This is a genomic window from Polaromonas sp. UC242_47, from assembly GCF_044452385.1.
Taxonomy (GTDB): Bacteria; Pseudomonadota; Gammaproteobacteria; order Burkholderiales; family Burkholderiaceae_C; genus Polaromonas.
This window is the reverse complement of the sequence record NZ_JBIOAO010000001.1, coordinates 276406-300678: the sequence shown is the minus strand read 5'-3', so window position 1 is coordinate 300678 and position 24273 is coordinate 276406. Positions and strand designations below refer to the sequence as shown.

The following is a 24273-nucleotide window of genomic DNA, read 5'->3' as shown; positions in this document are numbered from 1 at the left end:
CGCGCTGCGCTTCAGGGCTGTTGCAGCAACCTCACCAGCTGGTTGCTGGTGTTGCGCAGGCGCTGGGCCAGCAGCTGCGTGATCTTGACCACCAGCTTGGCGCCCACACCGGGGTGGCGGCGTATCAGTTGCCCGATCGCGGCGCGGCCCAACACCGCGGCCTCCACGGTATCAATCGCCGTGCAACTGGCGTAACGCACATCACTGTCGAACATGGACATCTCGCCCAGGGAGGTGCCTTCGATGACCACCCCCAGCCGCGAACTGTGGTCCTGCGTCACGGGATCATGCGCACGCGGCGGTGTGGCCTTGCTCACATCGACGGTGCCACTGAGCAGCAGCAGCATCCAGTCGCTTTTGTCGCCCTCGCGGATCAAGACCTGGCCGGGCTGGGCCCGGATCAACAACATGGCTTCACCCAGGGTGTCGAGTTCTTCCGGCGTGAAGTCTTCCAGCAGGGGCGCATGCTGCAACACGCCCGGACCGCGCCCGGACATGTGCTGGCAGCAGCCCAGCAGTTCCAGCCCGGCCTGGCGCAGCTCTTCTTCCAGCTGCGTGGCCGCGGCGCGCGCGGCCTGGTCACGAGCGTCCTCCCGCGGCGTATTCCCACCCTGGGACGGCGTGGCGCCAGGGTTCAGGGAACCTGCTGCAGCCATGTGGCTATCTCCTCAATCGCGGCGTCGCTCGCGGCGGTCAACGCCCGCACGCCACCGGCCGCGTCGCTGCTGGGCGCCGGGCGCTGCACCGTGATGTTGCGCTGGGCCAGCAGTTTTTCCCCACCGGCGCTGTACTCCACCAACGTGGCGCGCAGCCGGACCAGGCCGACGCTGCTGCCAGGCGTGTCGAACAGCTGGCTGAATTCTTCCAGCTCCAGTTGCAGCATCCGGGGCAACACGTCCTGGCTGGTACGGCGATTCAGGGCCGGCCCCTCGCCGGCGGTGAGCACGGCGCGGTTGCGGCTGAGTGCCTCGCGCAGGCGCTGGCGCAGCAGTTGCGCCGGCGGCATGCTCCAGCGTGCCTGCGAATAAGGCCGCAGTTGCTGCGCATCGGTATAGGCCAGCCGGTACAAGACCGCCTGGTTGTCCAGTGCCCCGCCTGGCGTTCCCACGTCGGCCAGCGCCAGCGGCGGCAGTGGGGCCTGCCGCGTCGTGGGCGGCGTGATCAAGGGGCCGGGGCCAAAGTCGTACATGGCGGCGCGCACCGGCTTGTCGGGCAAGGCCGAACAGGCGCCCAGCAGCAGCGCAGCCAACAACATCAAGCCAAATCGACCTCCAGCCCTTATGGGACGAGCGCAAGCAGCTACGCTATTCATAGCAGATGTGAGACTCATGGTTTTCCTCCGGGAGCGGTGAAGCCGGCCTCGCCCGGGCCGGGCGTGGGCGGGCCATTGCCAAAAATCAGCGACTGCGGGTTGTCGTCCACCGCGTTGACGGTGCGCCTGAGCTGGCGCATGGCGCGGGCGGTTTCCTCCGCCACCTCGCCCAGGCGCGGCAAGGTCGCCGCGCTAAAGGTTTCCACCGTGGCGGCCAGCGCCGCACCGCCTTCGCTGACCTTGTCGAGGGGGCCACCCTTGGCGTTGAGGCGATCCGCCGTGGCGGTCACCGCGGTGGCGGTTTGGGACACATCGTTGGCGGCGGTTTTCAGCGACTTCATGGTGCTGCTGGCTTCCTGGCTGAGCTGGGGCAAGGACGCCACCACCGGCTCCAGCTTCAGGGCCAGCTTGTTGAGGCTGTCGGCGGCCTGGCCAAACTGCTGGACCGTGGCCATCAAGGCCTGCTGGTTGTTGTCGGCCAACAGCTTGTTGAGCTGGGTGCCGGCCGCTTGGACCTGACCCAGGATCACCTCGGCCTTGTCCAGCATCTGGTCCAGCTGGCCGGGACTCAGGGGGATCCGCGGCGGGTCGTCGTCGTTGGGTACCAGCGGCGCCGCGGTCGCAGGGCCATCGTCTTCGAGCTGGATAAAACCCAGCCCGGTAACCCCTTGCGAGCTGACGCTGGCCACCGTGGTTTTGGTCAGCGGCGTGCCTTCATCGACCGAGATACGCACCAGCACATTGCCCTTGATCTTGTGGTCAAAACCAATGAACTCGACCTTGCCGACCGGCACGCCGCGAAAACGCACCTGTGCCTGCGGCTGCAGGCCGGAAAGGGTTTCGCGGGTGGACATTTCAAACAGGTGGCGCGTGCCGCTGTCGCGGGTCAGCCAGACGGCCAGCACCGCCAGCAGGGCAGCCACCGCCAGCACAAAAGCGCCGGCGGCCATGGCATGGGCTTTGTTTTCCATTTCGGGACTCCTGAAAATCTAGACCGTAAAAGGATATTCACGCAGCAGCTCCATCGCCCGCTGGCCGCGTTCACCCAGGAAAAAATGGCGAATAAAAGGATGCGGAAAAGCAATCACGTCTTTGGGTGGGCCGCTGACAATGACTTTCTGCTCGGCCAACACGGCAATGCGTGTGCTCAACTCAAACAAGGTGTCCAGGTCGTGGGTGACCATCACCACCGTGAGCGCCATGTCGCGGTGCAGCGAGCGCAGCAAGGCGCAAAAACTGTCGGAGCTGTCCGGGTCCAGCCCGGCGGTCGGCTCGTCCAGCAGCAGCAGCGGCGGGTCCATGATCAGGGCGCGCGCCAGCGACACCCGTTTGACCATGCCGCCGGATAAATCGCTGGGCATCTTGCCGGCATGTTCGGGCGCCAGCCCAACCATCTGCAGCTTGACCATGGCGGCTTCATAAATCAGCGCGCTGGGCAAGGTCTTGAGTTCACGCAAGGGAAAGGCAATGTTCTCCAGCACCGTGAAGGCCGAGAACAAGGCCCCCTGCTGGAACAACATGCCGACCCGGCTGGCCGCACCCTTTTTGCCGAGTTCGGCCGCCGGTTTGCCCAGCACCATGATCTCGCCCTGCGCCGGATGTTCCAGCCCCAGGATTTGGCGCAGCAACACGGTTTTGCCGGTGCCCGAACCGCCGACCAGCGACAAAAATTCGCCGGCCTGGATGCGCAAGTCCAGGTCCTTGTGAATGACGGCTTGTTTGTCGCCATTGGTGAACACCGTGGAGAGCCCGCGGATGTCGACGATGGCCTCATCAAGAGGCTGGTGGCTCATATACCGATACCTTTGAACAATACAGCGAACAAGGCATCGACCAGAATCACCACCGTGATCGAGGTGACCACCGAGGCCGTGGTGCCCTGGCCCAGGCTTTCGGTGTTGGGTTTGACACGCAGGCCGAAATGGCAGCCTATCAACGCAATCAGCACGCCAAAAACCACCGACTTGGCGGTGGCCAGCGTGAGGTTGGTGGCATCCACCGCGGCGGGCAGGCTGTTGATGAAAAAAGAGGGCGTGACGCCCATCGCCAGGTCGGCGGCCAGCATGCCGCCCAACAGGGCGGCCAGCGTGGTCCAGACGCTGATCAGCGGCATCACCATCGCCAGCGCCAGCGCCCGTGGCATGACCAGCCGGTAGCTGTGGGCAATGCCCATGACACGCATGGCGTCGAGTTCCTCGGTCACCCGCATCACGCCAATCTGCGCGGTGATGGCCGAGCCGGAACGCCCGGCAATCAGGATGGCGGCCAGCACCGGCCCGAGTTCGCGAATCAGCGAAATACCCAGGATGTTGACGATGAAGGCGTCGGCGCCAAACTGCTTGAGCTGCTGCGAGATCAGGTAGGCCAACACCACACCGATCAAAAAGCCGACCAGGGCGGTGATAGGCAAGGCGGTGGCACCTATGTGGTACAGATGGCCCGACAGGTCGCGCCACGGCCCTTCGCGTGGATTTTTGGCGAGCTTGACCAGGTTCAGCATCAGGCGGCCTATCAGCGCGAGCAGGTCCACCCCATGGTCAACCAGCTGCAGCAAGTCTTCGCCCAGCTTTAAAAAAGCCTGCTTGAAACCCACGGCCGGGAGCGCAGGCCGCTCCACGCTGAACTGCGCCACACGGTCCAGCACGGCGCGTTGCGCCGGTGAAACTTCAAGCTGTTTGGGCCACTGCTGGCCCCAGTGGTTCCACAACACCTGGGCGCCCAGGTGGTCCAGCAGGATGATGCCGCGCAAATCCCACGCTCCAGCAACGCCGCCCGAGCCGGCGCTGCGCAGCGCCTGCAAACGCGTGGTCAAGGCCGCCCACACCGGCCGGGCCGTCAGCTCGGCCGCGGTCCATCGGCCCAGAGCCACGTAACACGCGCCTTGCGGCGTGTCGTGCTGGTCGATATGCGGCGCCGATTCGCTTGCGGTGGCGGCCTCCGGTGATGGCATGTGTTTAATCGTGCAACTACTTGGGATGATTCGGCACAAGGGGCAGCGGCCCACATGCAGATGCGCATGGGTCGCCGGTCTGAATGCATGGTAATGCAGCCAGCGTCGTCACGGCTACCGGCATTTGGCTGTAAAGCGCCCTCGCCCTGTCCTACAGCGGGGTGATGCCAGCAGGCGAATACGACAGAAAACCAAAACGCTATCAAACCCATAGCTGCTTGCACCCATCGCATATGGGCTAGAGACCAATTTAATGCAACAAAACATGTGCCAGCGCCGCCATGCGACCACTTGTCAGCCCCGTGGCAGCTTGTACGTCTTTAATTAGCAGGCTGCGCACATACGGCGGCGTGTCCGGGGAGACCCGTCGCCCTGTGGGGAAACCCGCCGGGTACACCCTGCCGCAATCCGGTAATCTTGGCACTCACCCTTGGAGTCTGACAATGAATGATATGAGCCGCCCTCCCCTGAGCCCCGCCGTGCAGGCGATTGGCCATGCGATCAACGGGCGCGTCGTGGCCGGCAGTTCCGGCCGCGCGCAAGACGTCTTCAACCCCGCGACCGGCGCCATCACCGGCCGTGTGGCACTGGCCAACGCCACCGAGGTGGCTACCGCCGTGGCCGCCGCCCAAGCTGCCTTCCCGGCCTGGGCCGACACCCCGCCGCTGCGCCGCGCCCGCGTGATGTTCAAGTTCCTGGAACTGCTCAATCTGCACAAGGACAAGCTCGCCCAGCTGATCACCGCCGAACACGGCAAGGTGTTCACCGACGCCCAGGGCGAGGTGTCGCGCGGCATAGATATCGTGGAATTTGCCTGCGGCATTCCGCAACTGCTCAAGGGCGACTTCACCGACCAGGTCAGCACTGGCATCGACAACTGGACCTTGCGCCAGCCTTTGGGCGTGGTCGCTGGCATCACCCCCTTCAACTTCCCGGTGATGGTGCCGATGTGGATGTTCCCGGTCGCAATTGCCGCCGGCAACTGTTTCATCCTTAAGCCCAGCCCGATCGACCCCAGCCCCAGCCTGCTGATCGCCGAACTGCTCCAGCAAGCCGGCCTGCCCGACGGCGTCTTCAACGTGGTGCAGGGCGACAAGGAAGCCGTCGACGCCTTGCTGGTGCATCCCGACGTCAAGGCGATTTCCTTTGTCGGCTCGACACCGATTGCCAACTACATCTACGAAACCGGCGCACGCCACGGCAAACGCGTGCAAGCCCTGGGCGGCGCGAAGAACCACATGGTGGTCATGCCCGATGCCGACCTGGAGCAGGCGGTCGATGCGCTGATAGGCGCGGGTTACGGCTCGGCCGGCGAACGCTGCATGGCGATTTCGGTCGCGGTGCTGGTCGGCAATGTGGCGGACAAATTGATTCCCATGCTGCAGGCCCGCGCCCAAACCCTGGTCATCAAAAATGGCGTGAACCTGGACGCCGAGATGGGCCCCATCGTCACCGCGGCGGCGCACCAGCGCATCACCGGCTACATAGCCCAAGGCGTGGCAGAAGGCGCCAAGCTGCTGGTCGATGGCCGCAACTTCAAGGGCAGCCAGGCCGGCGCCGGCTGTGAACAAGGTTTCTGGATGGGCGGCACCTTGTTCGACCACGTGACGCCCGAGATGCGTATCTACAAGGAAGAAATTTTCGGCCCGGTGTTGGGCTGTGTGCGGGTCAAGGATTTTGCCGAAGCGGTAGACCTGATCAACGCCCACGAGTTCGGCAACGGCGTGAGCTGCTTCACGCGTGACGGCCATGTGGCGCGCGAATTTTCACGCCGCATCCAGGTCGGCATGGTCGGCATCAACGTGCCGATTCCTGTGCCCATGGCCTGGCATGGTTTTGGCGGCTGGAAGAAAAGCCTGTTCGGCGACATGCATGCCTACGGCGAGGAAGGTGTGCGGTTTTACACCAAGCAAAAATCCATCATGCAGCGCTGGCCGGAAAGTATTGGCAAAGGCGCCGAGTTTGTGATGCCGACGGCGAAGTGAATGGCCCCCACGCTCCCCACTTCGTGTGGTTCGCTGCCCCCCGAGGGGGCTGTGCTTGCTCGGGGCGGCCCTTCTCGGCGCACGATTCCCCCGAAGCGGCCTTCGGCCGCCTCCCCCCAGGGCGCCACCTGCGGCCCGGCATAACCGGTTCCGCGCTGGCACTGGCACGCCCTCTTTAAAAACAGCACAAGAAAAATACGAGACAACAAAGCATGAATGACAACGTCTTTGACTACATCATTGTCGGCGGCGGCACCGCTGGCTGCCTGCTGGCCAACCGCCTGAGTGCCGACGCTTCCAAACGTATCTTGCTGATTGAAGCCGGCCGCAAGGACGACTACCACTGGATCCACATCCCGGTCGGTTACCTGTATTGCATAGGCAACCCGCGCACCGACTGGCTTTACAGCACCGAACCCGATGCCGGCCTGAACGGCCGCAGCCTGCTCTATCCGCGCGGCAAAACGCTGGGCGGCTGCTCCAGCATCAACGGCATGATTTACATGCGCGGCCAGGCCCGCGACTACGACCAGTGGGCGCAACTCACCGGCGACGACGACTGGCGCTGGGACGAGGTCTTGCCGGCGTTTCGCCAACACGAAGATCATTACAAACTCGACATCCCCAAAGGCCAGACGGAGGCGAATGTCAACGAGAACTTCCGGCGCCTGCACGGCCACAAAAGCCAGCATGCGGGCGCCCAGGGCATGGCACGCAAAATGGGCGGCGAATGGCGTATTGAAAAGCAGCGCCTGCGCTGGGACATCCTCGACGCGTTTGCCGCGGCGGCGCAACAGGCCGGCATTCCGGCCACCGAGGACTTCAACGGCGGCGACAACGAAGGGGTCGGTTATTTCGAAGTGAACCAGAAGGCCGGCTGGCGCTGGAACACGGCCAAGGCCTTTTTACGGCCCACCTGTTTCGGCCGTCCCAACTTCGAGATGTGGACCAGCGCCCAGGTCAGCAAACTCATCATCGAACGCCAGGACGATGGCAGCCAGCGCTGCACCGGTGTCGAGGTCTGGACCGGCGACGAAAAAGTCAACGCCACGGTGACCCACGAGGCCGGCTTCATCGGCGAAGTGATCCTCAGCGCCGGCAGCATAGGTTCGCCGCAAATCCTGCAGCTCTCGGGCATAGGTCCGGCGGCGCTGCTGCAGCAACACGGCATTGCGGTGATTCAGGACCTGCCCGGCGTGGGCGCCAACCTGCAGGACCACCTGCAGATTCGTTCGGTCTACAAGGTCAGCCAAGCCTCGGCGAAAAACTTCACGCTGAACACCCTGGCCGCATCGCTGTGGGGCAAGGCGAAGATAGGCCTGGAATATGCGTTCAAACAAACCGGCCCCATGAGCATGGCGCCATCGCAACTGGGGGCGTTCACGCGCAGCTCACCCGATCAGCCCTACCCCAACATCGAGTACCACGTGCAGCCGCTGTCGCTGGATGCGTTTGGCCAGCCACTGCACAGCTTCAACGCCTTCACGGCCAGCGTCTGCAACCTCAATCCGACCAGCCGGGGTTCGGTGCAGATCAAGTCCGGCCGCTTTGAAGACGCGCCGGCGATCGCCCCCAACTACCTGAGCACGCCGCAAGACCGGCAGGTCGCCGCCGACTCCCTGCGTGTCACGCGCCGCATCGTCAGCCAGAGCGCGCTGGCCGGCTACCAGCCCGAAGAGTTTCGGCCCGGAGTTCAGTTTCAAACTGACGAGGAACTGGCGCGGCTGGCCGGCGACATTGCCACCACCATCTTCCACCCCGTGGGCACCACCAAAATGGGCCCGGCGCATGACCCGATGGCGGTGGTGGATTCGCACCTGCGGGTGCGGGGGATTGCGGGACTGCGTGTGGTGGATGCCGGCGTGATGCCGCTGATCACCAGCGGCAACACCAACTCACCGACCCTGATGATTGCGGAAAAAGCCGCCGAGTGGATACGCGGCGGGGTTTAGCCTGGCCGCTTCAAACTACACCTTGAGCCACTTCAACAAATCGCGCATGCGTGACTCGGAACTGGTGTCGAATTGCTCGACACCGATGCGTTGCAACACCTCCTTGCCGACCTCGTTGTTGGGCATGGCCAGCAGTTCGGCCTGGATGGCCTTGATCTGCTCGGGCTTGATCCGTTGGTGCGCGACCAGCGGAAAGTAGGGCTGGGCCACACTTTTGTGCAAGATGCGGTTGCCTTCTTTTTCCCATTTTTTGGCGACGCCTGAATACGAGGCTACGCCGCCCACATCCGCAAACTTGTTGCTGAGATAAAAGCCGACGGCGGCCTGCTCACGCACAAACTGCACGTTTTCCTTCTCAATGAGAATGCCCTTGTCCCGGAGCTCGGCTGCACAAAAACGCGACATGTAGGCGATTTTTTCAGGTAGCGCGATGCGTTTGCCCTTGATGTCGTCGAGCGACTTCAAGGTAGAACCCTTGGGCACAATGATCAGGCATTGGCCGTCGGGCTGGGTGCTCGCGATATAGCTGTAGCCATAGTCGCGCATCCCGCGTGCGGGGTAGTCGCTGGGCCTGGCCATCACGAAGTCAAAACGGCCGGTCTGCATGCCGTCTTCCAGTTGCTTGAATTCGCGCGCGAAAACCACACTGACCTTGGCCTTCGCGGCCCGGCCAATAATTTCAGCCAGCCCCTGGTATTTGGTCATCACCTGGGCGTGGTCCAGGCCACCCGACGTGCCTTCGCTGATGCCCAGCACCAGTTGCCGCGCCTGGGCGTGTAGCGGGCCGGCCCAAATACCTGCCAGGGCCAGCGCCAATGTGATCAACGTCCGTTTCATAAGTCCTCTTCCATGATGCAAGGGCGCTATGCTAGCGCCCGCACAGCCCCCGGCCACAAACAATTTGTTACCTATTGCTACAACAGCGAACAACTTATCAGTGACGGCGACAAGGAAGGACTGGGGAATGTTGGGCTTCAGCGCGGGCGTGCGCCTGGAGTACGCAGGTTACGGAATGTACGAACCATGGGAAGGCGCACCCACGGTCAGCGCAGGCCTTTCACATAACGTGGCGCATTGGGATCGCGGCGCTCACGCTTACGCTGGGCTTCGCTGTCGCCAAAAAGGGCACCAAAGCTTGATTCGATAAACCCCGACGCGGGATAAATCTCTTCCTCGGTATTCACAGAACGCGCACTCTGCGCGTCCGCCAGCGGCGGCGCCGATGCGGCGGAGGTACGCGCCTTGACGGCATCCGCCATCACTTGCGCCAGCGGTACCCGGTATTTCGCGTCCGGGACGGCCATGATGTCTTCCAGCCTGTCGGCCCAGACACCCAGATCGACATGTCCGTCCTCGGCCGCTTTCTCACGCGCGAAGCGAACAATTTCGGCGGCGTATGCCGCGTTGCTGGCCAGCCATTCGGTGTCGGTCACACGCCCGGTCTTGCGGCGCAGCAACACGTGCAGATGAGCAGCAATGGCAATTTTTTCGGTGGAGGACATGGCATGCCCTTCCATCAGGTGCCCATGCGCTCGGCATGCTGGGCGATGTCCAGGCCGTCGGACTCCGAGGCTTCGCTGACACGCAGGCTGACAAACAGCGAAGTGAGCCACAACACCAGCGCGGTCATAAGCAGGCTATACAACAGCACGGCCCCAACACCAATGGCCTGAGTCCACACACTGCCCTCCACGCCTGAAATGGTTTTGCTGGCAAACACGCCGGTCAGCAAGGAGCCCACAATGCCGCCCACGCCATGCACGCCAAACACATCCAGGGAGTCATCGGCCTGCAGCAAGCGCTTGAGTCCGGTGGCGCCCCAATAACAGGCCATACCGGCCACCAGACCGATCACCAGCGCCGCGCGGGGCGACACAAAACCCGCTGCCGGCGTGATGGCCACCAGCCCGGCGACCAGGCCGGAACACAGGCCGAGCAAGGTAGGACGGCCACGCACCAGCCACTCGGCGACCATCCACGACAAGGCGCCGGCCGCGGCAGCGATATGTGTGACCACCATCGCCAGGCCGGCACGCCCATCCGCAGCCACCGCAGAACCCGCATTAAACCCAAACCAGCCCACCCACAACAGGCCGGCGCCGGCCATGGTCAAACCGAGGTTGAATGGCGTAAACGCCTCACGGCCATAACCGGTGCGTGGCCCAAGCGCATAAGCACAGACCAACCCGGCCACACCGGCATTGATATGCACCACAGAACCGCCCGCAAAATCCAGCGCACCCAACTGGGCCAGCCAGCCATTGGGCTCCCAGACCCAATGGGCGATCGGGGCATACACCAACAGCGTCCACAGACTGATGAAACACAACATCGCGGAAAAACGCATACGTTCGACAAAAGCGCCGACCACCAGGGCCGCCGTGATGATGGCAAACGTGAGCTGGAACATCGCATACACAGCCTCGGGAATGTTGGGCGCAATATGGCTGACCGCCACCTTCTGCGTGTCCTTGATGTAGTCCAGTCCGGCAAACCAGAGCCGCTCGGTGCCGCCCAGGTAATGGCCCCAAGCGCCGCTGCCGGGCGTGAAGGCCAGGGAATAACCGACAGCAAACCAAAGCAGGCTGACCACTGCACAAATCGCCACCACGCAAGCCATGCTGTTCAGCACATTTTTCTTGCGCACCATGCCGCCATAAAACAGGGCAATGCCCGGCAAGGTCATCAAAAGCACCAAGGCGGTCGAGGTCATCATCCAGGCCGTATCCGCCGCGTTGAGGGTGTCGGCCCCGACCAGGCCGGGCCGGGTCAGGGGAGCAGCCGGCGTTGCAGGCCCGGCCGGTAGCGCGACCGCCGGCGCGGGCACCGTGACAGCGGCCTCATCGGCCACCCCTGGCCCAGCTTGTGGCTGCGCGCCGGCCTGACAGGCGGCAAAACACAGCCAAAGACCCACACCCCATGTGACAACGCGCCTGGTATGCATAGTGATTCCCGTTTTTGTGCGGCAGAACTCAACAAGAACCACAACAGGCATAAGTCATGCCAGCCCGTTCCGACGATGTATTTACCAGAACGAGGGAAAATCCCGATGCACAAACCGGGTGCACAGCCTACATTGGTGGACCTGCAGACGAGCCCCCGGGCTCGCAGAGGGCCGAGGAGACAAACACAAGCAACTAGAACAATATCGGCATCCAACGAGATGTTTTTTTATAAAGCGCCGGCAAGCCCGGCGCTTTTTTTTTTGCCCCTGTATCCCCGGACAGCACCAAGCGCTGCGCGCCCAGCCGGTGCCCATCGGCCCCGAGCCGGGCCGATGCGACAATCGTCCCCATGGAATTGATGATCGTGACGGTTGCCTCGCTGCTGGCGGGTTTTGTGGACGCCATTGTGGGGGGCGGCGGGTTGATTCTGGTGCCGGCCCTGTTCGCGGTTTTCCCCACCACCCATCCAGCCACCCTGTTCGGCGTCAACAAGGGTGCATCAATCTGGGGCACAGCGGTCGCCACCGCCCAGTACGCCCGCCGTGTGGACATGCGCTGGGCTGCCCTGCTGCCGGCAGCGCTAGCGGGCTTTGCCGGCTCGCTGGGCGGGGCCTGGCTGGTGACCGTCATCGATCCGGGCTTTTTGCGCAAGGCCCTGCCATTTATCCTGCTCGCGGTCTTGCTCTACACCCTGGTGAAAAAGGAGCTGGGACGCCACCACACCCCACGTTTCAGCGGCCACGCCGAAACCGCCGCGGCCTGCTGTATCGGCCTGGTGCTGGGCTTTTACGACGGTTTTTTCGGGCCCGGCACCGGTAGTTTTTTTGTCTTCCTGTTTGTGCGCTGGCTGGGTTACGACTTTTTGAATGCCTCGGCTTCGGCCAAACTGCTCAACACGGCCACCAACCTGGCCGCGTTGGCACTGTTCGCCTACAAGGGCCATGTCTGGTGGCATTTTGCGCTGACCATGGCTGTTGCCAATGTCGTGGGTAGCCTGCTGGGCACACGGCTGGCGCTCAAACACGGCGCGGGTTTTGTGCGCATCGTGTTTATCGGTGTGGTCAGCCTGCTGATCCTGAAAACCGGCTTTGATGCGTTTCTGAAATAGCGGGAAACGGAAAAGGCCGCCAGGGACCGTCCGGAACGCGCCTTAGTTGGCGTCCGTGTTGAGCGGCGCTGCCTGCGGCTTGCTGACGGCTGGGTCGCGGACCTGGGCCTTGGCCGGGTTGACGGGTTTCAGCGGGTTTTCCGCCTTGGCCGGCTGAACTGCGCTCGCCGCATCGGCCTTGGTCTGTGCCGTTGCGCCGCCGCTGCCCGCCACCAGTTGCGCCATCATGTCGGCCACCTGGCGCGGCTTGCCTATGGGGGCTGCGCCCAAGCCTTGTTGCACCGCCGCCAGGTCATCCTCGCTGGGGTACTGGCCCATCAGCACGTAATCAAACACCCGCCGAGCCATCGGTGCGGCCGCGCCGACACCCCAGCCGGCGTTTTCCACGATCACCGCCAGCGCGACCCTGGGCTTGTCCGCAGGCGCGAACGCCATATAGACCGCGTGGTCACGCTGGTGCTCTTCCATTCTGGCCTTGTTATATTTTTCTTTCTGGCCCATGCTCACCGCCTGCGCCGTGCCGGTTTTACCGCCGCTGACATAGCCGGCGCCGGCAAACACCCGGGCGGCGGTGCCCCCCTGCGCCACGCCGACCAGCGCCTTGCGCACAATGGCCACGTTCTCGGGCTTGTAGCCCAGATCAACGGGCTGATCGGCGGGCAGCGGATGCAGCTGGCCGGTCACGGTGTCCTGCGTCGCCATCACCAGCCTGGGCTTGTGTTTGATGCCGTTGTTGGCCAGCGCGGCGGTCGCCTGCGCCAGCTGCAGCATGGTGAAGCTGTTGTAGCCCTGACCAATGCCCAGCGAGATGGTTTCCCCGGCGAACCATTTCTGCTGCTCGGGGCGTTTGAAATAGCTGCGTTTCCAGGCCTGGTTGGGCAGCACACCGCGTACCTCGCCATTGATGTCGATGCCGGTGATCTGTCCAAAACCCAGTGGCGCCATGAAGTCGTGTATGGTTTCCACGCCCAGTTCGTTGGCCAGCGAATAGAAGTACACATTGCTGGACTCGACGATGGCGCGGTTCATGTCCATGACGCCGCCGCGCTCGCCCGCGGGACTGCCAAAGCGGCGACCGCCGAACATATAAAAGAGGGGGTCGTTGATCAGCGTGGTGGCCGAACGGGTGCCGGTCTGCAGGGCGGCCATGGCCATGAAGGGCTTGTAGGTCGAGCCCGGCGGATAAGTACCGCGCAGCGCCCGGTTCAGCAGCGGCTTGTCGATGGATTCATTCAGGGCCTGCCAGCTCTCCTGATCGATGCCGTCCACGAACAGGTTGGGGTCAAAGGTCGGCTTGCTGACAAAGGCCAGCACCTCGCCGGTTTGCGGGTCCATCGCCACCAGCGCGCCGCGCCGCGTGCCAAACAGGTCTTCCACCAGCTTTTGCAGGCCTATGTCCAGCGACAGCCTGACGGTATTGCCGGGTGTGGCCGGGTTGCTGGCCAGCCTGCGCACGGCACGCCCGCCCGCCGAGGTTTCCATCTGCTCGACGCCGGTGGTGCCGTGTAGCTGCTGCTCGAAGGCCTGCTCCACCCCAAGTTTGCCGATGTAGTCGGTGCCGCGGTAGTTGCCCTCTTCGCTGTTGTCTTCGATGCGCTCTTTTTCGGCCTGGTTGATACGCCCGATGTAACCCACCACATGGCTTGCCAACTCGCCGTACGGGTAGTTGCGAAACAGCCGTGCCTTGATGTCGACACCGGGAAAGCGAAAACGTTGCGCGGCGAAACGCGCCACCTCTTCGTCGCTCAGGCGTGTGCGTATAGGCAGCGACTCAAAACTTTTGGACTCTTCACGCAGCTTTTTGAAACGGCGTTTGTCACGCGGCTGGATCTCCACCAGCTGTCCCAGCGCTTCGATGGTTTCCTCCAGGTCGCGCACCTTGGACGGTGTGATTTCCAGCGTGTAGGCGGAATAATTGGTCGCCAGCACTACCCCGTTGCGGTCCAGGATCAGGCCGCGATTGGGAACAATCGGAACCACCGCGGTGCGGTTGCTTTCAGCCTGCCCATTGAGATCATCATGGCGGATCACCTGCAGGTAAATCAGCCGGGAGGCCACCAGGATGAAGGCGAACAGCACCACCAGGCTGGCGGCCAGCACACGCATGCGAAAGCGCGAAAGATCGGCTTCGACATTGCGCAGTTCAGTCATGGCCGTCCGACTCTACCAAGCGCCGAAAAGTGCCCACAATGACTTCTGCTCCCAAACAAAAGGCGATGCGACACGAACCGCTTCAAGCCAGCCTGAGCCGCGGAACCGGCTTTGCCGGGCCGCAGGCGGGCGGCCCCCTCGGGGGGCAGGGAGTTACACGAAGTGAACGACCGTGGGGGCGTCATAACGGCCGGTTTTGATCCGGATTCGGCGCCCGGCGCTGAGGCGCCAGCAGCATCACGCTGACCACCGGCCACAACAGGGCTTCGCCCATGGGCGCCAGCAACAGCGTCCAGCCCGGGAAAATACCGCCGCCTATCATCCGGATGAGAATTTCCACACCGTGCGCCGCTGCGAACAACGGCAGCACCTGCAGCGCCTGCGACGGCACGGTAAACCACAACAGACGGCGGTGAATCATGGTGGCGCAAAAACTCAAGGCGGTATAAGCCAGCGCGTGTTGCCCCAACAAGGCCGACTGGTGCACATCCATGCCCAGGCCGAACATGAAGGCCAGGCCTATGCCCACACGTTGCGGCTGGTGCACATTCCAGAACACCAGCACCAGCGCCAGAAAGTCCGGCATCCAGGGCACGCGTCCCAGGGGCAACATGTCCAGCAACAAGGCCACGATCAGGCTGGTCCAGATAAACACCGGGTTGGCCGGCAACAGCAGCTGCTGGCCTGAACGCATGATCACTTGTTGCCTCCTTTTTTCAGCGGGGCGGGGGCGGGGCTGTCGACCGGCCGCGGCGGAATTTGTGCCGCGCCCGGTTTGATCACCATGACGTGGAGCGCACTCGCGACCAGCGCTTGCGGCGTGCAATAAATTCGGGCAAACGCCGATTCGGCGCGACGCTCGATGCGGTCAATTTTAGCGACTGGCAGGCCAGGCGGATACACGCCGTCCACGCCGCTGGTGGTCAACAGGTCGCCCTGCTGCACGTCCGAATTGCTGCCCATGAAACGCAGCTCCAGGCCGCCGCCGGACACCGTCGGTTCGCCGTACGCCACGCTGCGCGCGCCGGTGCGGGTATTGAGCACCGGGATGGCCAGTTCGCGATCTATCACCAGCGTCACCTCGCTGACCAGCGGGTGCACACGGGTGACCTGACCCAACACACCGGCCTCGTCCACCACCGGCGAGGCCAGTTCAACGCCATGCGCCTGGCCTTTGTCGATGATGATTTTGCGGGTGTAGGGATCGGGCGCGTCGTACAAGACCTCGGCCGCCAGGCCGTCAATGGCCTTTTGTTCACGCAGGTCCAGCAGCTTGCGCAGGCGTGTGTTTTCCAGCGCCAGATGTTCGACCTGGCCGGCCCGCAGCGATTGCAGGGCGAGCTTTTTCCGGGCCTCTTCTTCGCTGATTTTGGCCTGGCTGAGCGCGGTGAAATAGCCACTGCTGTTTTGCACCGCGCGCACCGGCTGCAAGGCCAGCCACTGCACCGGGTAAAGCACCACCGCCATGGCGGCGCGTATCGGCTGGGCGACACGAAAACGCATGTCGGCCACCATCAAAAACAGCGCCAGCGCGCTGAAAACCATCAGTTTGGACAAGGCCGACGGCCCCTGCCTGAAAAAGGGGGGCGGCGTTCTGTCTAGGGTTCCTAAGGGCATGGTGTGCTGTCAAACTTGCCGCCGGCGCCGGCACTGTGGAGGAGAACAGTGCCTGCCGTCATGCGCGCCCGGCGTGTCTTATTCCGAGGTGAAAATCGAACCCAGGCGGTCCATGCGTTCCAGCGCGATGCCGCAACCGCGCACCACACAGGTCAGCGGGTCTTCCGCCACCAACACCGGCAGGCCGGTTTCTTCAGCCAGCAGGCGGTCCAGGTCGCGCAGCAAGGCGCCGCCACCGGTCAGCATCATGCCGCGGTCGGCAATGTCGGCGCCCAGTTCGGGCGGCGTGTGTTCCAGCGCGGTTTTCACGGCGCTGACGATGTTGTTCAGCGGGTCGGTCAGGGCTTCCAGGATTTCGTTGCTGGAAATCGTGAAGCTGCGCGGCACACCTTCGGACAGGTTGCGGCCCTTGACTTCCATCTCCTTGACCTCGGAGCCGGGAAAGGCCGAACCGATGTTTTTCTTGATGGCTTCGGCCGTCGGCTCACCAATCAACATGCCGTAGTTGCGGCGGATGTAGCTGATGATGGCTTCGTCAAAACGGTCGCCGCCGACACGCACGCTGCCTTTGTAAACCATGCCGCCCAGCGAGATCACGCCGACCTCGGTGGTGCCGCCGCCTATGTCGACGACCATGGAGCCGCTGGCCTCGGACACCGGCAAACCGGCGCCAATCGCGGCAGCCATGGGTTCTTCGATCAGGTAGACGTCGCTGGCGCCGGCGCCCAGGGCGCTTTCACGGATGGCGCGGCGCTCGACCTGGGTCGAGCCGCAGGGCACACAGATGATGATGCGCGGGCTGGGCTTGAAGAAGCTGCGCGGGTGCACCATTTTGATGAACTGCTTGAGCATTTGCTCGGTCACAGTGAAGTCGGCGATCACGCCGTCTTTCATGGGCCGGATGGCTTCTATGTTGCCGGGCACCTTGCCCAACATGGCCTTGGCTTCATGGCCCACGGCCTGTATGCTTTTTTTGCCTTGTGGCCCGCCTTCGTGGCGGATGGCGACAACCGAGGGTTCGTCCAGCACAATGCCGCGGTCGCGGACAAAAATCAGGGTGTTGGCCGTACCGAGGTCGATGGCCAGGTCGGTGGAAAAGTACCGACGAAATGTTTCAAACATGGTTGGAATCCGGTTCTGGTTTTGGGCATGGAACAAACTTCGTTGCTCCATCGCCTTTTATGATTGATCAGCGAAAGGTCACAAATGGGATGAGAAAATGGGCTAACACCTTGATTCCAGAGCGTAAATAACGCCTAAAGCGTGCATCCAACCCTGATTTCACACCAAAGGCGGGATAATAACGCATCCCCTGTGAATCACAGGCTGGCATCTGGCTCATTATTTCACCTTTACACCTGGTTTCAGCTGCAGTTTTACCCTCTATGGCATTGACATCTCAAGACATCACACGCGTCGCCAACCTGGCGAGGCTTGAGCTGCGTCCCGACGAAACCGAGCACACACTCGGACAGCTCAACGGATTTTTCGCCCTGGTGGCACAAATGGACGCGGTCAACACCGACGGCGTGGAGCCCCTGGCCCACCCTGCGGCCGTGCTCGGCCAGGTCGCCTTGCGCCTGCGCGAGGACATCGTCAGCGAACCGAATCAGCGCGACATCAGCCAGATCAGCGCACCCGCCGTCGAACGCGGCCTGTTTCTCGTGCCCAAGGTGATCGAATAATGAGCAACAACACCGATCTGCACGAGCTCGGCGTCGCGCAACTGGCCGCCAAACTGGCCGCCCGCGAGGTCTCCAGCGTCGAAGTGACGCAACATTTCCTCACACGTATCGCGCAGCAGGACAGCCTGGGCGCTTTCCTGGCGACCAACACTGAGGTCTCGCTGGCGCAGGCCCAAGCCGCCGATGTGCGTCTGGCCGCCGGCGAACACACGCCTTTGCTGGGTGTGCCGTTGGCGCACAAGGACGTGTTTGTCACGCGCGATTTCGTGACCACCGCCGGCTCGAAAATGCTGGAGAACTACCGCAGCCCGTTTGATGCCACCGTGGTCAGCAAACTCGGCGTGGCGGCTGGCGGCGCCGGCATGGTGACCCTGGGCAAACTCAATTGCGACGAGTTCGCCATGGGTTCCGGCAACGACAACAGCGCCTACAAGCCGGTGCAAAACCCCTGGGACTTGAGCCGCATTCCCGGCGGCTCCTCGGGTGGTTCGGCCGCTGCCGTGGCCGCGCGCCTGGTGCCTGCCGCGACCGGCACCGACACCGGCGGTTCGATCCGCCAGCCCGCGTCGCTGACCGGCATCACCGGCATCAAGCCGACTTATGGCCGCTGCTCGCGTTACGGCATGGTGGCGTTTGCCTCCAGCCTGGACCAGGCCGGCCCGATGGCGCGCAGCGCCCTGGACTGCGCGCTGCTGCTGTCCAGCATGGCCGGCCCGGACCTGGACCGCGACTCGACCTCGCTGGACCTGCCAGCCGTCGATTACGCTAGCGATTTGATAGCTGCCAGTGCCCAACGGACGGGGGCTACACCCCTGAAAGGCTTGAGAATTGGGCTGCCAGCGCAGTTTTTTGGCGCCGGCTGCTCGGCCGACGTGCTTAAAGCCGTGCGTGGCGCACTCGCCGAATTTGAAAAACTAGGCGCCACCCTGGTCGATGTGAACCTGCCGCTGACCGAGTTGTCGATCCCGGTGTATTACGTGATTGCGCCGGCCGAGGCCAGCAGCAACCTGAGCCGTTTTGACGGCGTGCGTTACGGGCACCGGGCGGCGAATTACACCGACCTCAACGACATGTACAAAAAGTCGCGTTCCGAAGGTTTTGGCGACGAGGTCACACGCCGCATCATGATTGGCACCTATGTCTTGTCGCACGGTTATTACGACGCGTATTACCTGAAGGCGCAGAAAATCCGCCGCCTGATCGCCGAGGATTTCCAGAAAGCCTTTGCGCAGTGCGACATCATTGCCGGCCCGGTGTCGCCCACCGTGGCCTGGAAAATCGGCGAAAAATCCGATGACCCGGTGGCCAACTACCTGGCCGACATCTACACCTTGTCCAGCAGCCTGGCAGGCCTGCCCGGCATGAGTGTGCCGGCCGGTTTTGGCGAACACAACATGCCGGTTGGCCTGCAGCTGATAGGCAACTATTTCAAGGAAGCGCAGTTGCTGGGCGCGGCGCACCAGTTCCAGTTGGCCACCGACTGGCATCAGCGCAAGCCCCAAGACATTTGAGTGATTTGAAATGAGCCAGACCCAAACTACCGCGAACCCCTTTGCCGACCTGCAGGTCGGCCGGCCCACCGGGCCCCTCGTGCAGGGCTACGAAGTCATCATCGGCTTCGAAACCCACACCCAGCTGACCACGCACTCGAAAATTTTCAGCCGCGCCTCCACGGCTTTTGGCGCCGAGCCCAACACCCAGGCCTCGGCGGTGGACTTCGCCCTGCCCGGCGCCTTGCCGGTGATGAACAAAGGTGCGGTGCAACGCGCCATCGAGTTCGGCCTGGCCGTCAATGCCCACATTGCCGAAAGCAGCGTGTTTGCGCGCAAGAATTATTTCTACCCCGATCTGCCCAAGGGTTACCAGATCAGCCAGTTCGAGATTCCCGTGGTGCAAGGTGGCTCGGTGGAGTTTTTCCTGGGTGACGAGAAAAAATCGGTGCGCCTGGTGCGTGCCCATTTGGAAGAAGACGCCGGCAAATCGCTGCATGAAGATTTCATCGGCATGAGCGGCATCGATTTGAACCGCGCCGGCACGCCGCTGCTGGAAATCGTCACCGAGCCCGACATGCGCTCCTCGGCCGAGGCCGTGGCCTACGCCAAAGAGCTGCACAAGATCGTGACCTGGATTGGCATTTGCGACGGCAACATGCAGGAAGGCAGTTTCCGCTGCGACGCCAACGTCTCGGTGCGCAAACCCGGCGCCGAACTCGGCACACGCCGCGAGATCAAGAATTTGAACAGCTTCAAGTTCATGCAGCAGGCCATGGACTATGAAATTCGCTGGCAGATCGAACAGCTCGAAGACGGCCACACGGTCCAGCAGGCCACCGTGCTGTTTGACCCGGACACCGGCGAAACCCGTTCCATGCGCACCAAGGAAGACGCGGCCGACTACCGTTATTTCCCGGACCCGGATCTGCCGCCGCTGGTGATTGGGCGCGACTGGGTGGAGCGCACACGCTCCGAGATGGCCGAGCTGCCACGCGTGATGGCCGAGCGTTTTGTGAGCAGCTTCGGCTTGAGCGATTACGACGCCGGCCAGTTGACCCAGAGCAAGGCGGTGGCCGCGTATTTTGAAGCCGTCAACCAGGCTTGCAGCCAGGCCAAACTGGCCAGCAACTGGGTGATGGGTGAGTTGTCGCGCCGCCTGAATGCCGAAGACAAAACCATTGAACAGTCCAGAGTCAGTGCGCTACAGCTGGGGCAATTGATCACTCGCATTTCCGACGGCACCGTGTCCAACAACGCTGCGCGCCAGGTGTTTGACGCGCTCTGGAACGGTGAAGGCAGCGATGTGGATGCCCTCATCGAAGCCAAGGGTTTGAAACAGATGAGCGATAGCGGCGAGCTGGAAAAAATCATCGACGAGGTCTTGGCTGCCAATGCCAAAAACGTCGAAGAGTTCCGTGCCGGCAAGGAAAAAGCCTTCAACGCCCTGGTCGGCCAGGCCATGAAAGCCACCAAAGGCAAGGCCAACCCGGCGCAGGTCAATGAGCTGCTGAAGAAAAAGCTGGGTTAAACAGGAAGGGCTGCAAGCTCGCTACTGAAAACATAGCTGCTTGCGTCCGTGCATCAAGGGCTACGGCCCTTTTTCTATTAAGAAAATCAGTTCTTGGTGCTCACCGGCAGCGGCGGGGCCTTGGCCGGCACCGCCACACCCATGGCCCAGAGCTGCTTGAGCTTGACCAGCTCTTCTTCAAACCGCATGTTCACGCGTTTTTTCTCGGCGTCCTGGTCGGCGATAAAACGTTTTTGCACCGCCACGCTGCTCTCGTTTTCTTCGACCCGGCGTTTCAGCGAGCCCGGCGCCTTGGCCGGGTCGGACTTGTAAAACTCCAGGTCGATGTCTATGGCCTTGCGCTGCTCGGCCAGCTCGGACGTGCGTTTGCTGGCGGCCTTGATGACCTCGTCGATCTGACCTAAGGCTTCGGCGCGTTCCTTGTCGTGCACCGGCCGGCTTGGGTAACGCAGCAACAAGGCGCGGTCGCGGCGTTTTTCCTCGGCCTCGCGGGCGCGCACTTCGGCCGCCAGTTTGTCCTTTTCATCCTGCACGGCGCGCTCCTGCGCGGTCAGCGACGGGCCGACCTCACGCTTGAGCAGGCCGGAGCGTGACAACTCGCGCTGCGTGCGGTCCATACATTCGGCAATCGGCCGGTCTGCCGTGACCTTGCGGCCCGCCCCATCGACGCAGCTGTAAATGCCCTGCGCACTGGCGGCCTGGCTCAGGACGGCGGCCAACAGCGCAGCGCCTGCGCCCGTTCTGGTTTGCCTAGGTGCTTGTATCGCCAAGAGAAATTCCTTCATCGACGCCGTAACGCTGCCGGTACGCCAGCACACGCTGGTAATGGGCCTGAAGCGACTGGCCGGGGTTTGACTCGGACCCGCCTGGCGGGGTTTTGTCGGCTTGAGCCAGATACTGCAGCAAGTCGGTCAAACGGGCAATCGCGAAAACCTGCAATCCCAAGGCCTTTGTGACAAACTGCACAGCGCTGTGATCGACGTCCACGCCGTTCTCCGTGGCTTTTTCCTGACGGTCCAGCGCAATCGCCACGGCGTGGGGTATGGCCCCCGCCGCGCGGATGATGGCAATCGACTCGCGCGCCGCCGTGCCGGCCGACATCACGTCGTCGATGATCAACACCCGCCCCTGCACCGGTGCACCCACCAGTGTCCCGCCTTCGCCGTGGTCCTTGGCTTCCTTGCGGTTGTAGGCAAAAGGCACATTGCGGCCCAACCGCGCCAGTTCCACCGCGACCGCTGCCGCCAGCGGAATGCCCTTGTAGGCCGGGCCAAAAATCATGTCGAACTGCAGGCCGCTGGTTTTTTCTTGCTGCAACAGACCGCGCGCATAAAACTGCGCCAGCCGGCCCAGCTTGGCACCATCGTCGAACAAACCGGCGTTGAAAAAATAGGGGCTCAGCCGCCCGGCCTTGGTTTTGAATTCGCCAAAACGCAAGACCCCCGATTCGACGGCAAACTGCACAAATTCCAGCGCCAGCGCGCTGTCATGTGTGTTTGCCGCGTTGTGGTTTTCCTGCCCTGGCGTTGCCGTTGGGGTGCTCATTGAAGATGTCCTTGTTTAAATTAGCCAGCCCGGCCTTCAGCGGCATCCACTTTGCCACCCGCAAGGGCCTTGTAGACCGGCTTGTGCCGTCCATGCTGGATTGTATTGGCCGGTCCCGGCCAGCGCAGCCCCGGCGCCGTGGCGCGGGCCGGTCAGCGCCACCTTGAACAAGCTGTTTTCGCACATGTCGGGCCTGCGAGTGGTGAGGGTCCCGATCCGCCCTGACGACCGCCGGACAAGTTAAAAAAGGGTTTTCCCTAGGTTTGAGTCGTCTTTTATTCCAGATAATTGGTATACCAACATACAAGAATACAATTTAACCCTCTGCTCCCTACAGACAAACCACCCATGCCTACCTCCTCCTTGCCCAATCTCCTCCCCCAAGGTCTCCTGTCGCGCGCAGGCCGTCTGGCCGCCATTTGTGGCCTGCTGCTGGGCGCGGGCGGCGTATTTGCCGCCTACCCGGACAAACCCATCACGCTGGTGGTCCCGTTTGCACCGGGTGGCAGCTCCGACATCGTGGCGCGTAACCTGGCGCCCATGCTTGGTGAACGTCTGGGCCAACCCGTCATCATCGACAACGTGTCCGGTGCCGGCGGCCTGCTCGGCACGCAGCGCGCGGTGCGCGCCGCGCCGGACGGCTACACCATTCTTTTGGGTTCGGGCTCTGAAATCCTGATCAACAAGCTCATCAACCCGGCGCTCGCCTACGACGGCATCAAGGACCTCGCGCCCACGGTTTTTGTCGGCACCGGCCCCATGGTGCTGGTTGGCAAACCCGGCCTGCCTGCGGCCAATGTCGCCGAGTTGCTGGCGCTGGCACGCGCCAAACCCGGCACGCTGAGTTATGCCTCGGCGGGCAACGGCACACCCATGCATGTCGCCGGCGAGTTGCTGAAGATGCGCGCCAACATCTTCATGACACACATCCCCTACCGCGGCGCCGCACCCGCGCTGGTGGACCTGATAGGCGGCCAGATCGACCTGGGCGTCTCGACACTCAGCGCCGCCCAGGCCTACATCAAGTCCGGAAAAATCAAGGCCTATGCCGTGACCAGCGCCAAACCCTCGGAACTCGCACCGGACATCCCGGCGCTGGGCATGGCGCGCGGGCTGGAAGGGTTTGACCTGGGCGTCTGGTTCGGCCTGTTCATGCCGGCCAAAACCCCGCCCGAGATCCTGCAAAAAGTCCAAGCCGCCGCACAACAGGTGCTGGCCGATCCGGCCATACGCAAAAAACTGGCCGAACAAGGCATCAGCGCTTCCGGCGCATCGGCCGACGAGTTGCGCAAGTTCATGGCGACCGAGGTTGAAAAATATCGCGCCGTTGTCAAGGCCGCGAAGATCACCGCCCAATAAAACGCCTCCATTTTCATTCCCGAAAGAATTAGCCATGCACAACAGCGGCATCCGCAAAATCGTCACCTATTGCGAAGAAACCCTGATCGAGGGCCAGAAACAGGCCGCCACCCCGCTGAGGATGTTTGGCGCCGCCGCCGTGCTCAGGAACCCCTGGGCCGGCCACGGTTTTGTGGAAGACCTCAAGCCGGAAATCATGGCCATCGCCCCCGTCCTCGGCAAGCTGCTGACGGACACCATCCTCGGCATGACCGGCTCCGGCGCCGTCATCGAGGCCTATGGCAAGGCGGCGATTGTCGGCACCAGCGGCGAGGTGGAACACGCCTCGGCCCTGATCCACACCCTGCATTTCGGCAACTTCTACCGCAAGGCCGTGGGCGCCAAAAGTTATCTGAGTTTTACCAACGTGCGTGGCGGCCCCAACTGCTCCATCGCCATCCCCATGATGCACAAGGATGACGAGGGCATGCGCTCGCATTACCTGACCTTGCAGTTCGCCATCAACGATGCGCCGGCCCCCGATGAAATCGTGGTGGCGCTCGGTGCCTCCATAGGCGGCCGGCCGCACCACCGTATCGGTGACCGCTACAAGGACCTGGAGGCGCTGGGCAGCAATGAGGCCTGAGCAGATACCTGTCAAAGG

At 62.8% G+C, this 24273-nt stretch carries 22 protein-coding genes; 8 read left to right on the top strand and 14 right to left on the bottom strand.

The window, feature by feature from the left end:
* Positions 1–11 precede the first annotated feature (11 nt).
* From ACHMXK_RS01465 to ACHMXK_RS01445, 5 genes are read right to left on the bottom strand one after another with little or no spacing between them, the layout of a single operon-like run.
* The gene (locus ACHMXK_RS01465; RefSeq protein ID WP_397437059.1) at positions 12–656 is read right to left on the bottom strand and encodes a Crp/Fnr family transcriptional regulator; all 645 of its coding nucleotides are present in this window, start codon (positions 654–656) and stop codon (positions 12–14) included.
* Complete coding sequence (locus tag ACHMXK_RS01460; RefSeq protein WP_397437057.1) at positions 635–1330, bottom strand: ABC-type transport auxiliary lipoprotein family protein; 696 nt, start codon at positions 1328–1330, stop codon at positions 635–637. The genes ACHMXK_RS01465 and ACHMXK_RS01460 overlap by 22 nt, the downstream gene beginning before the upstream one ends.
* Positions 1327–2283, bottom strand: a complete 957-nt coding sequence (locus tag ACHMXK_RS01455) for an MlaD family protein (RefSeq protein WP_397437055.1) — start codon at positions 2281–2283, stop codon at positions 1327–1329. Before ACHMXK_RS01455 ends, ACHMXK_RS01460 begins: the two co-directional genes overlap by 4 nt.
* An 18-nt stretch (positions 2284–2301) precedes the next feature.
* Entirely contained in the window at positions 2302–3105 is an 804-nt protein-coding gene (locus ACHMXK_RS01450; RefSeq protein WP_397437053.1) for an ABC transporter ATP-binding protein, read from the bottom strand.
* Positions 3102–4262: an MlaE family ABC transporter permease gene (locus tag ACHMXK_RS01445; RefSeq protein WP_397437051.1), complete on the bottom strand. Its 1161-nt coding sequence runs from the start codon at positions 4260–4262 to the stop codon at positions 3102–3104. Before ACHMXK_RS01445 ends, ACHMXK_RS01450 begins: the two co-directional genes overlap by 4 nt.
* Positions 4263–4714: 452 nt before the next feature.
* Between ACHMXK_RS01445 and ACHMXK_RS01440 the strand changes: the two genes are divergently transcribed.
* The gene (locus ACHMXK_RS01440; protein WP_397442415.1) at positions 4715–6247 is read left to right on the top strand and encodes a CoA-acylating methylmalonate-semialdehyde dehydrogenase; all 1533 of its coding nucleotides are present in this window, start codon (positions 4715–4717) and stop codon (positions 6245–6247) included.
* A gap of 212 nt (positions 6248–6459) precedes the next feature.
* Complete coding sequence (locus ACHMXK_RS01435) at positions 6460–8199, top strand: GMC family oxidoreductase (protein WP_397437049.1); 1740 nt, start codon at positions 6460–6462, stop codon at positions 8197–8199.
* 15 nt (positions 8200–8214) lie between these two features.
* Here ACHMXK_RS01435 and ACHMXK_RS01430 read toward each other — a convergent pair whose 3' ends face one another.
* The 3 genes from ACHMXK_RS01430 to ACHMXK_RS01420 all read right to left on the bottom strand — a co-directional run bounded on the left by ACHMXK_RS01430 (position 8215) and on the right by ACHMXK_RS01420 (position 10915).
* A complete protein-coding gene (locus ACHMXK_RS01430) occupies positions 8215–9036 on the bottom strand; it encodes a phosphate/phosphite/phosphonate ABC transporter substrate-binding protein (protein ID WP_397437047.1) in 822 nt (273 codons plus the stop codon).
* Positions 9037–9242: 206 nt separating this feature from the next.
* A complete protein-coding gene (locus tag ACHMXK_RS01425) occupies positions 9243–9701 on the bottom strand; it encodes a hypothetical protein (RefSeq protein ID WP_397442578.1) in 459 nt (152 codons plus the stop codon).
* Positions 9702–9715: 14 nt separating this feature from the next.
* Complete coding sequence (locus tag ACHMXK_RS01420; RefSeq protein WP_397442414.1) at positions 9716–10915, bottom strand: ammonium transporter; 1200 nt, start codon at positions 10913–10915, stop codon at positions 9716–9718.
* Positions 10916–11493: 578 nt separating this feature from the next.
* Between ACHMXK_RS01420 and ACHMXK_RS01415 the strand changes: the two genes are divergently transcribed.
* Positions 11494–12252 (top strand): sulfite exporter TauE/SafE family protein, encoded by a 759-nt coding sequence (locus ACHMXK_RS01415; RefSeq protein ID WP_397437045.1) that lies wholly within the window; start codon positions 11494–11496, stop codon positions 12250–12252.
* A 42-nt stretch (positions 12253–12294) separates the two neighbouring features.
* Here ACHMXK_RS01415 and mrdA read toward each other — a convergent pair whose 3' ends face one another.
* From mrdA to ACHMXK_RS01395, 4 genes are all read right to left on the bottom strand, one after another.
* A complete protein-coding gene (gene mrdA, locus ACHMXK_RS01410) occupies positions 12295–14403 on the bottom strand; it encodes a penicillin-binding protein 2 (protein ID WP_397437043.1) in 2109 nt (702 codons plus the stop codon).
* Between the two features lie 181 nt (positions 14404–14584).
* Positions 14585–15103, bottom strand: coding sequence for a rod shape-determining protein MreD (gene mreD, locus ACHMXK_RS01405; RefSeq protein ID WP_397437041.1), 519 nt, complete (start codon positions 15101–15103; stop codon positions 14585–14587).
* Positions 15100–16020, bottom strand: a complete 921-nt coding sequence (gene mreC, locus ACHMXK_RS01400) for a rod shape-determining protein MreC (protein ID WP_397437040.1) — start codon at positions 16018–16020, stop codon at positions 15100–15102. Before mreC ends, mreD begins: the two co-directional genes overlap by 4 nt.
* A gap of 78 nt (positions 16021–16098) precedes the next feature.
* The gene (locus ACHMXK_RS01395; protein ID WP_397437038.1) at positions 16099–17142 is read right to left on the bottom strand and encodes a rod shape-determining protein; all 1044 of its coding nucleotides are present in this window, start codon (positions 17140–17142) and stop codon (positions 16099–16101) included.
* A gap of 263 nt (positions 17143–17405) precedes the next feature.
* Here ACHMXK_RS01395 and gatC point away from each other — a divergent pair, with 263 nt between their 5' ends.
* The 3 genes from gatC to gatB are packed head-to-tail and all read left to right on the top strand — an operon-like array spanning position 17406 to position 20726.
* Entirely contained in the window at positions 17406–17705 is a 300-nt protein-coding gene (gene gatC, locus ACHMXK_RS01390) for an Asp-tRNA(Asn)/Glu-tRNA(Gln) amidotransferase subunit GatC (protein ID WP_397437036.1), read from the top strand.
* A complete protein-coding gene (gatA, locus tag ACHMXK_RS01385; protein ID WP_397437034.1) occupies positions 17705–19216 on the top strand; it encodes an Asp-tRNA(Asn)/Glu-tRNA(Gln) amidotransferase subunit GatA in 1512 nt (503 codons plus the stop codon). The genes gatC and gatA overlap by 1 nt, the downstream gene beginning before the upstream one ends.
* Before the next feature lie 10 nt (positions 19217–19226).
* Positions 19227–20726, top strand: coding sequence for an Asp-tRNA(Asn)/Glu-tRNA(Gln) amidotransferase subunit GatB (gatB, locus tag ACHMXK_RS01380; RefSeq protein WP_397437032.1), 1500 nt, complete (start codon positions 19227–19229; stop codon positions 20724–20726).
* A gap of 86 nt (positions 20727–20812) precedes the next feature.
* On the opposite strand, the gene ACHMXK_RS01375 is transcribed toward gatB, so the two are convergent.
* Both ACHMXK_RS01375 and pyrE read right to left on the bottom strand, forming a co-directional pair.
* Positions 20813–21445 (bottom strand): DUF4124 domain-containing protein, encoded by a 633-nt coding sequence (locus ACHMXK_RS01375; RefSeq protein WP_397437030.1) that lies wholly within the window; start codon positions 21443–21445, stop codon positions 20813–20815.
* A 31-nt stretch (positions 21446–21476) separates the two neighbouring features.
* Positions 21477–22271, bottom strand: a complete 795-nt coding sequence (pyrE, locus tag ACHMXK_RS01370; RefSeq protein ID WP_397437028.1) for an orotate phosphoribosyltransferase — start codon at positions 22269–22271, stop codon at positions 21477–21479.
* Between the two features lie 348 nt (positions 22272–22619).
* Here pyrE and ACHMXK_RS01365 point away from each other — a divergent pair, with 348 nt between their 5' ends.
* Complete coding sequence (locus tag ACHMXK_RS01365) at positions 22620–23630, top strand: Bug family tripartite tricarboxylate transporter substrate binding protein (RefSeq protein ID WP_397437026.1); 1011 nt, start codon at positions 22620–22622, stop codon at positions 23628–23630.
* Positions 23631–23664: 34 nt separating this feature from the next.
* A complete protein-coding gene (locus tag ACHMXK_RS01360; protein WP_397437024.1) occupies positions 23665–24255 on the top strand; it encodes an amino acid synthesis family protein in 591 nt (196 codons plus the stop codon).
* Positions 24256–24273 lie beyond the last annotated feature (18 nt).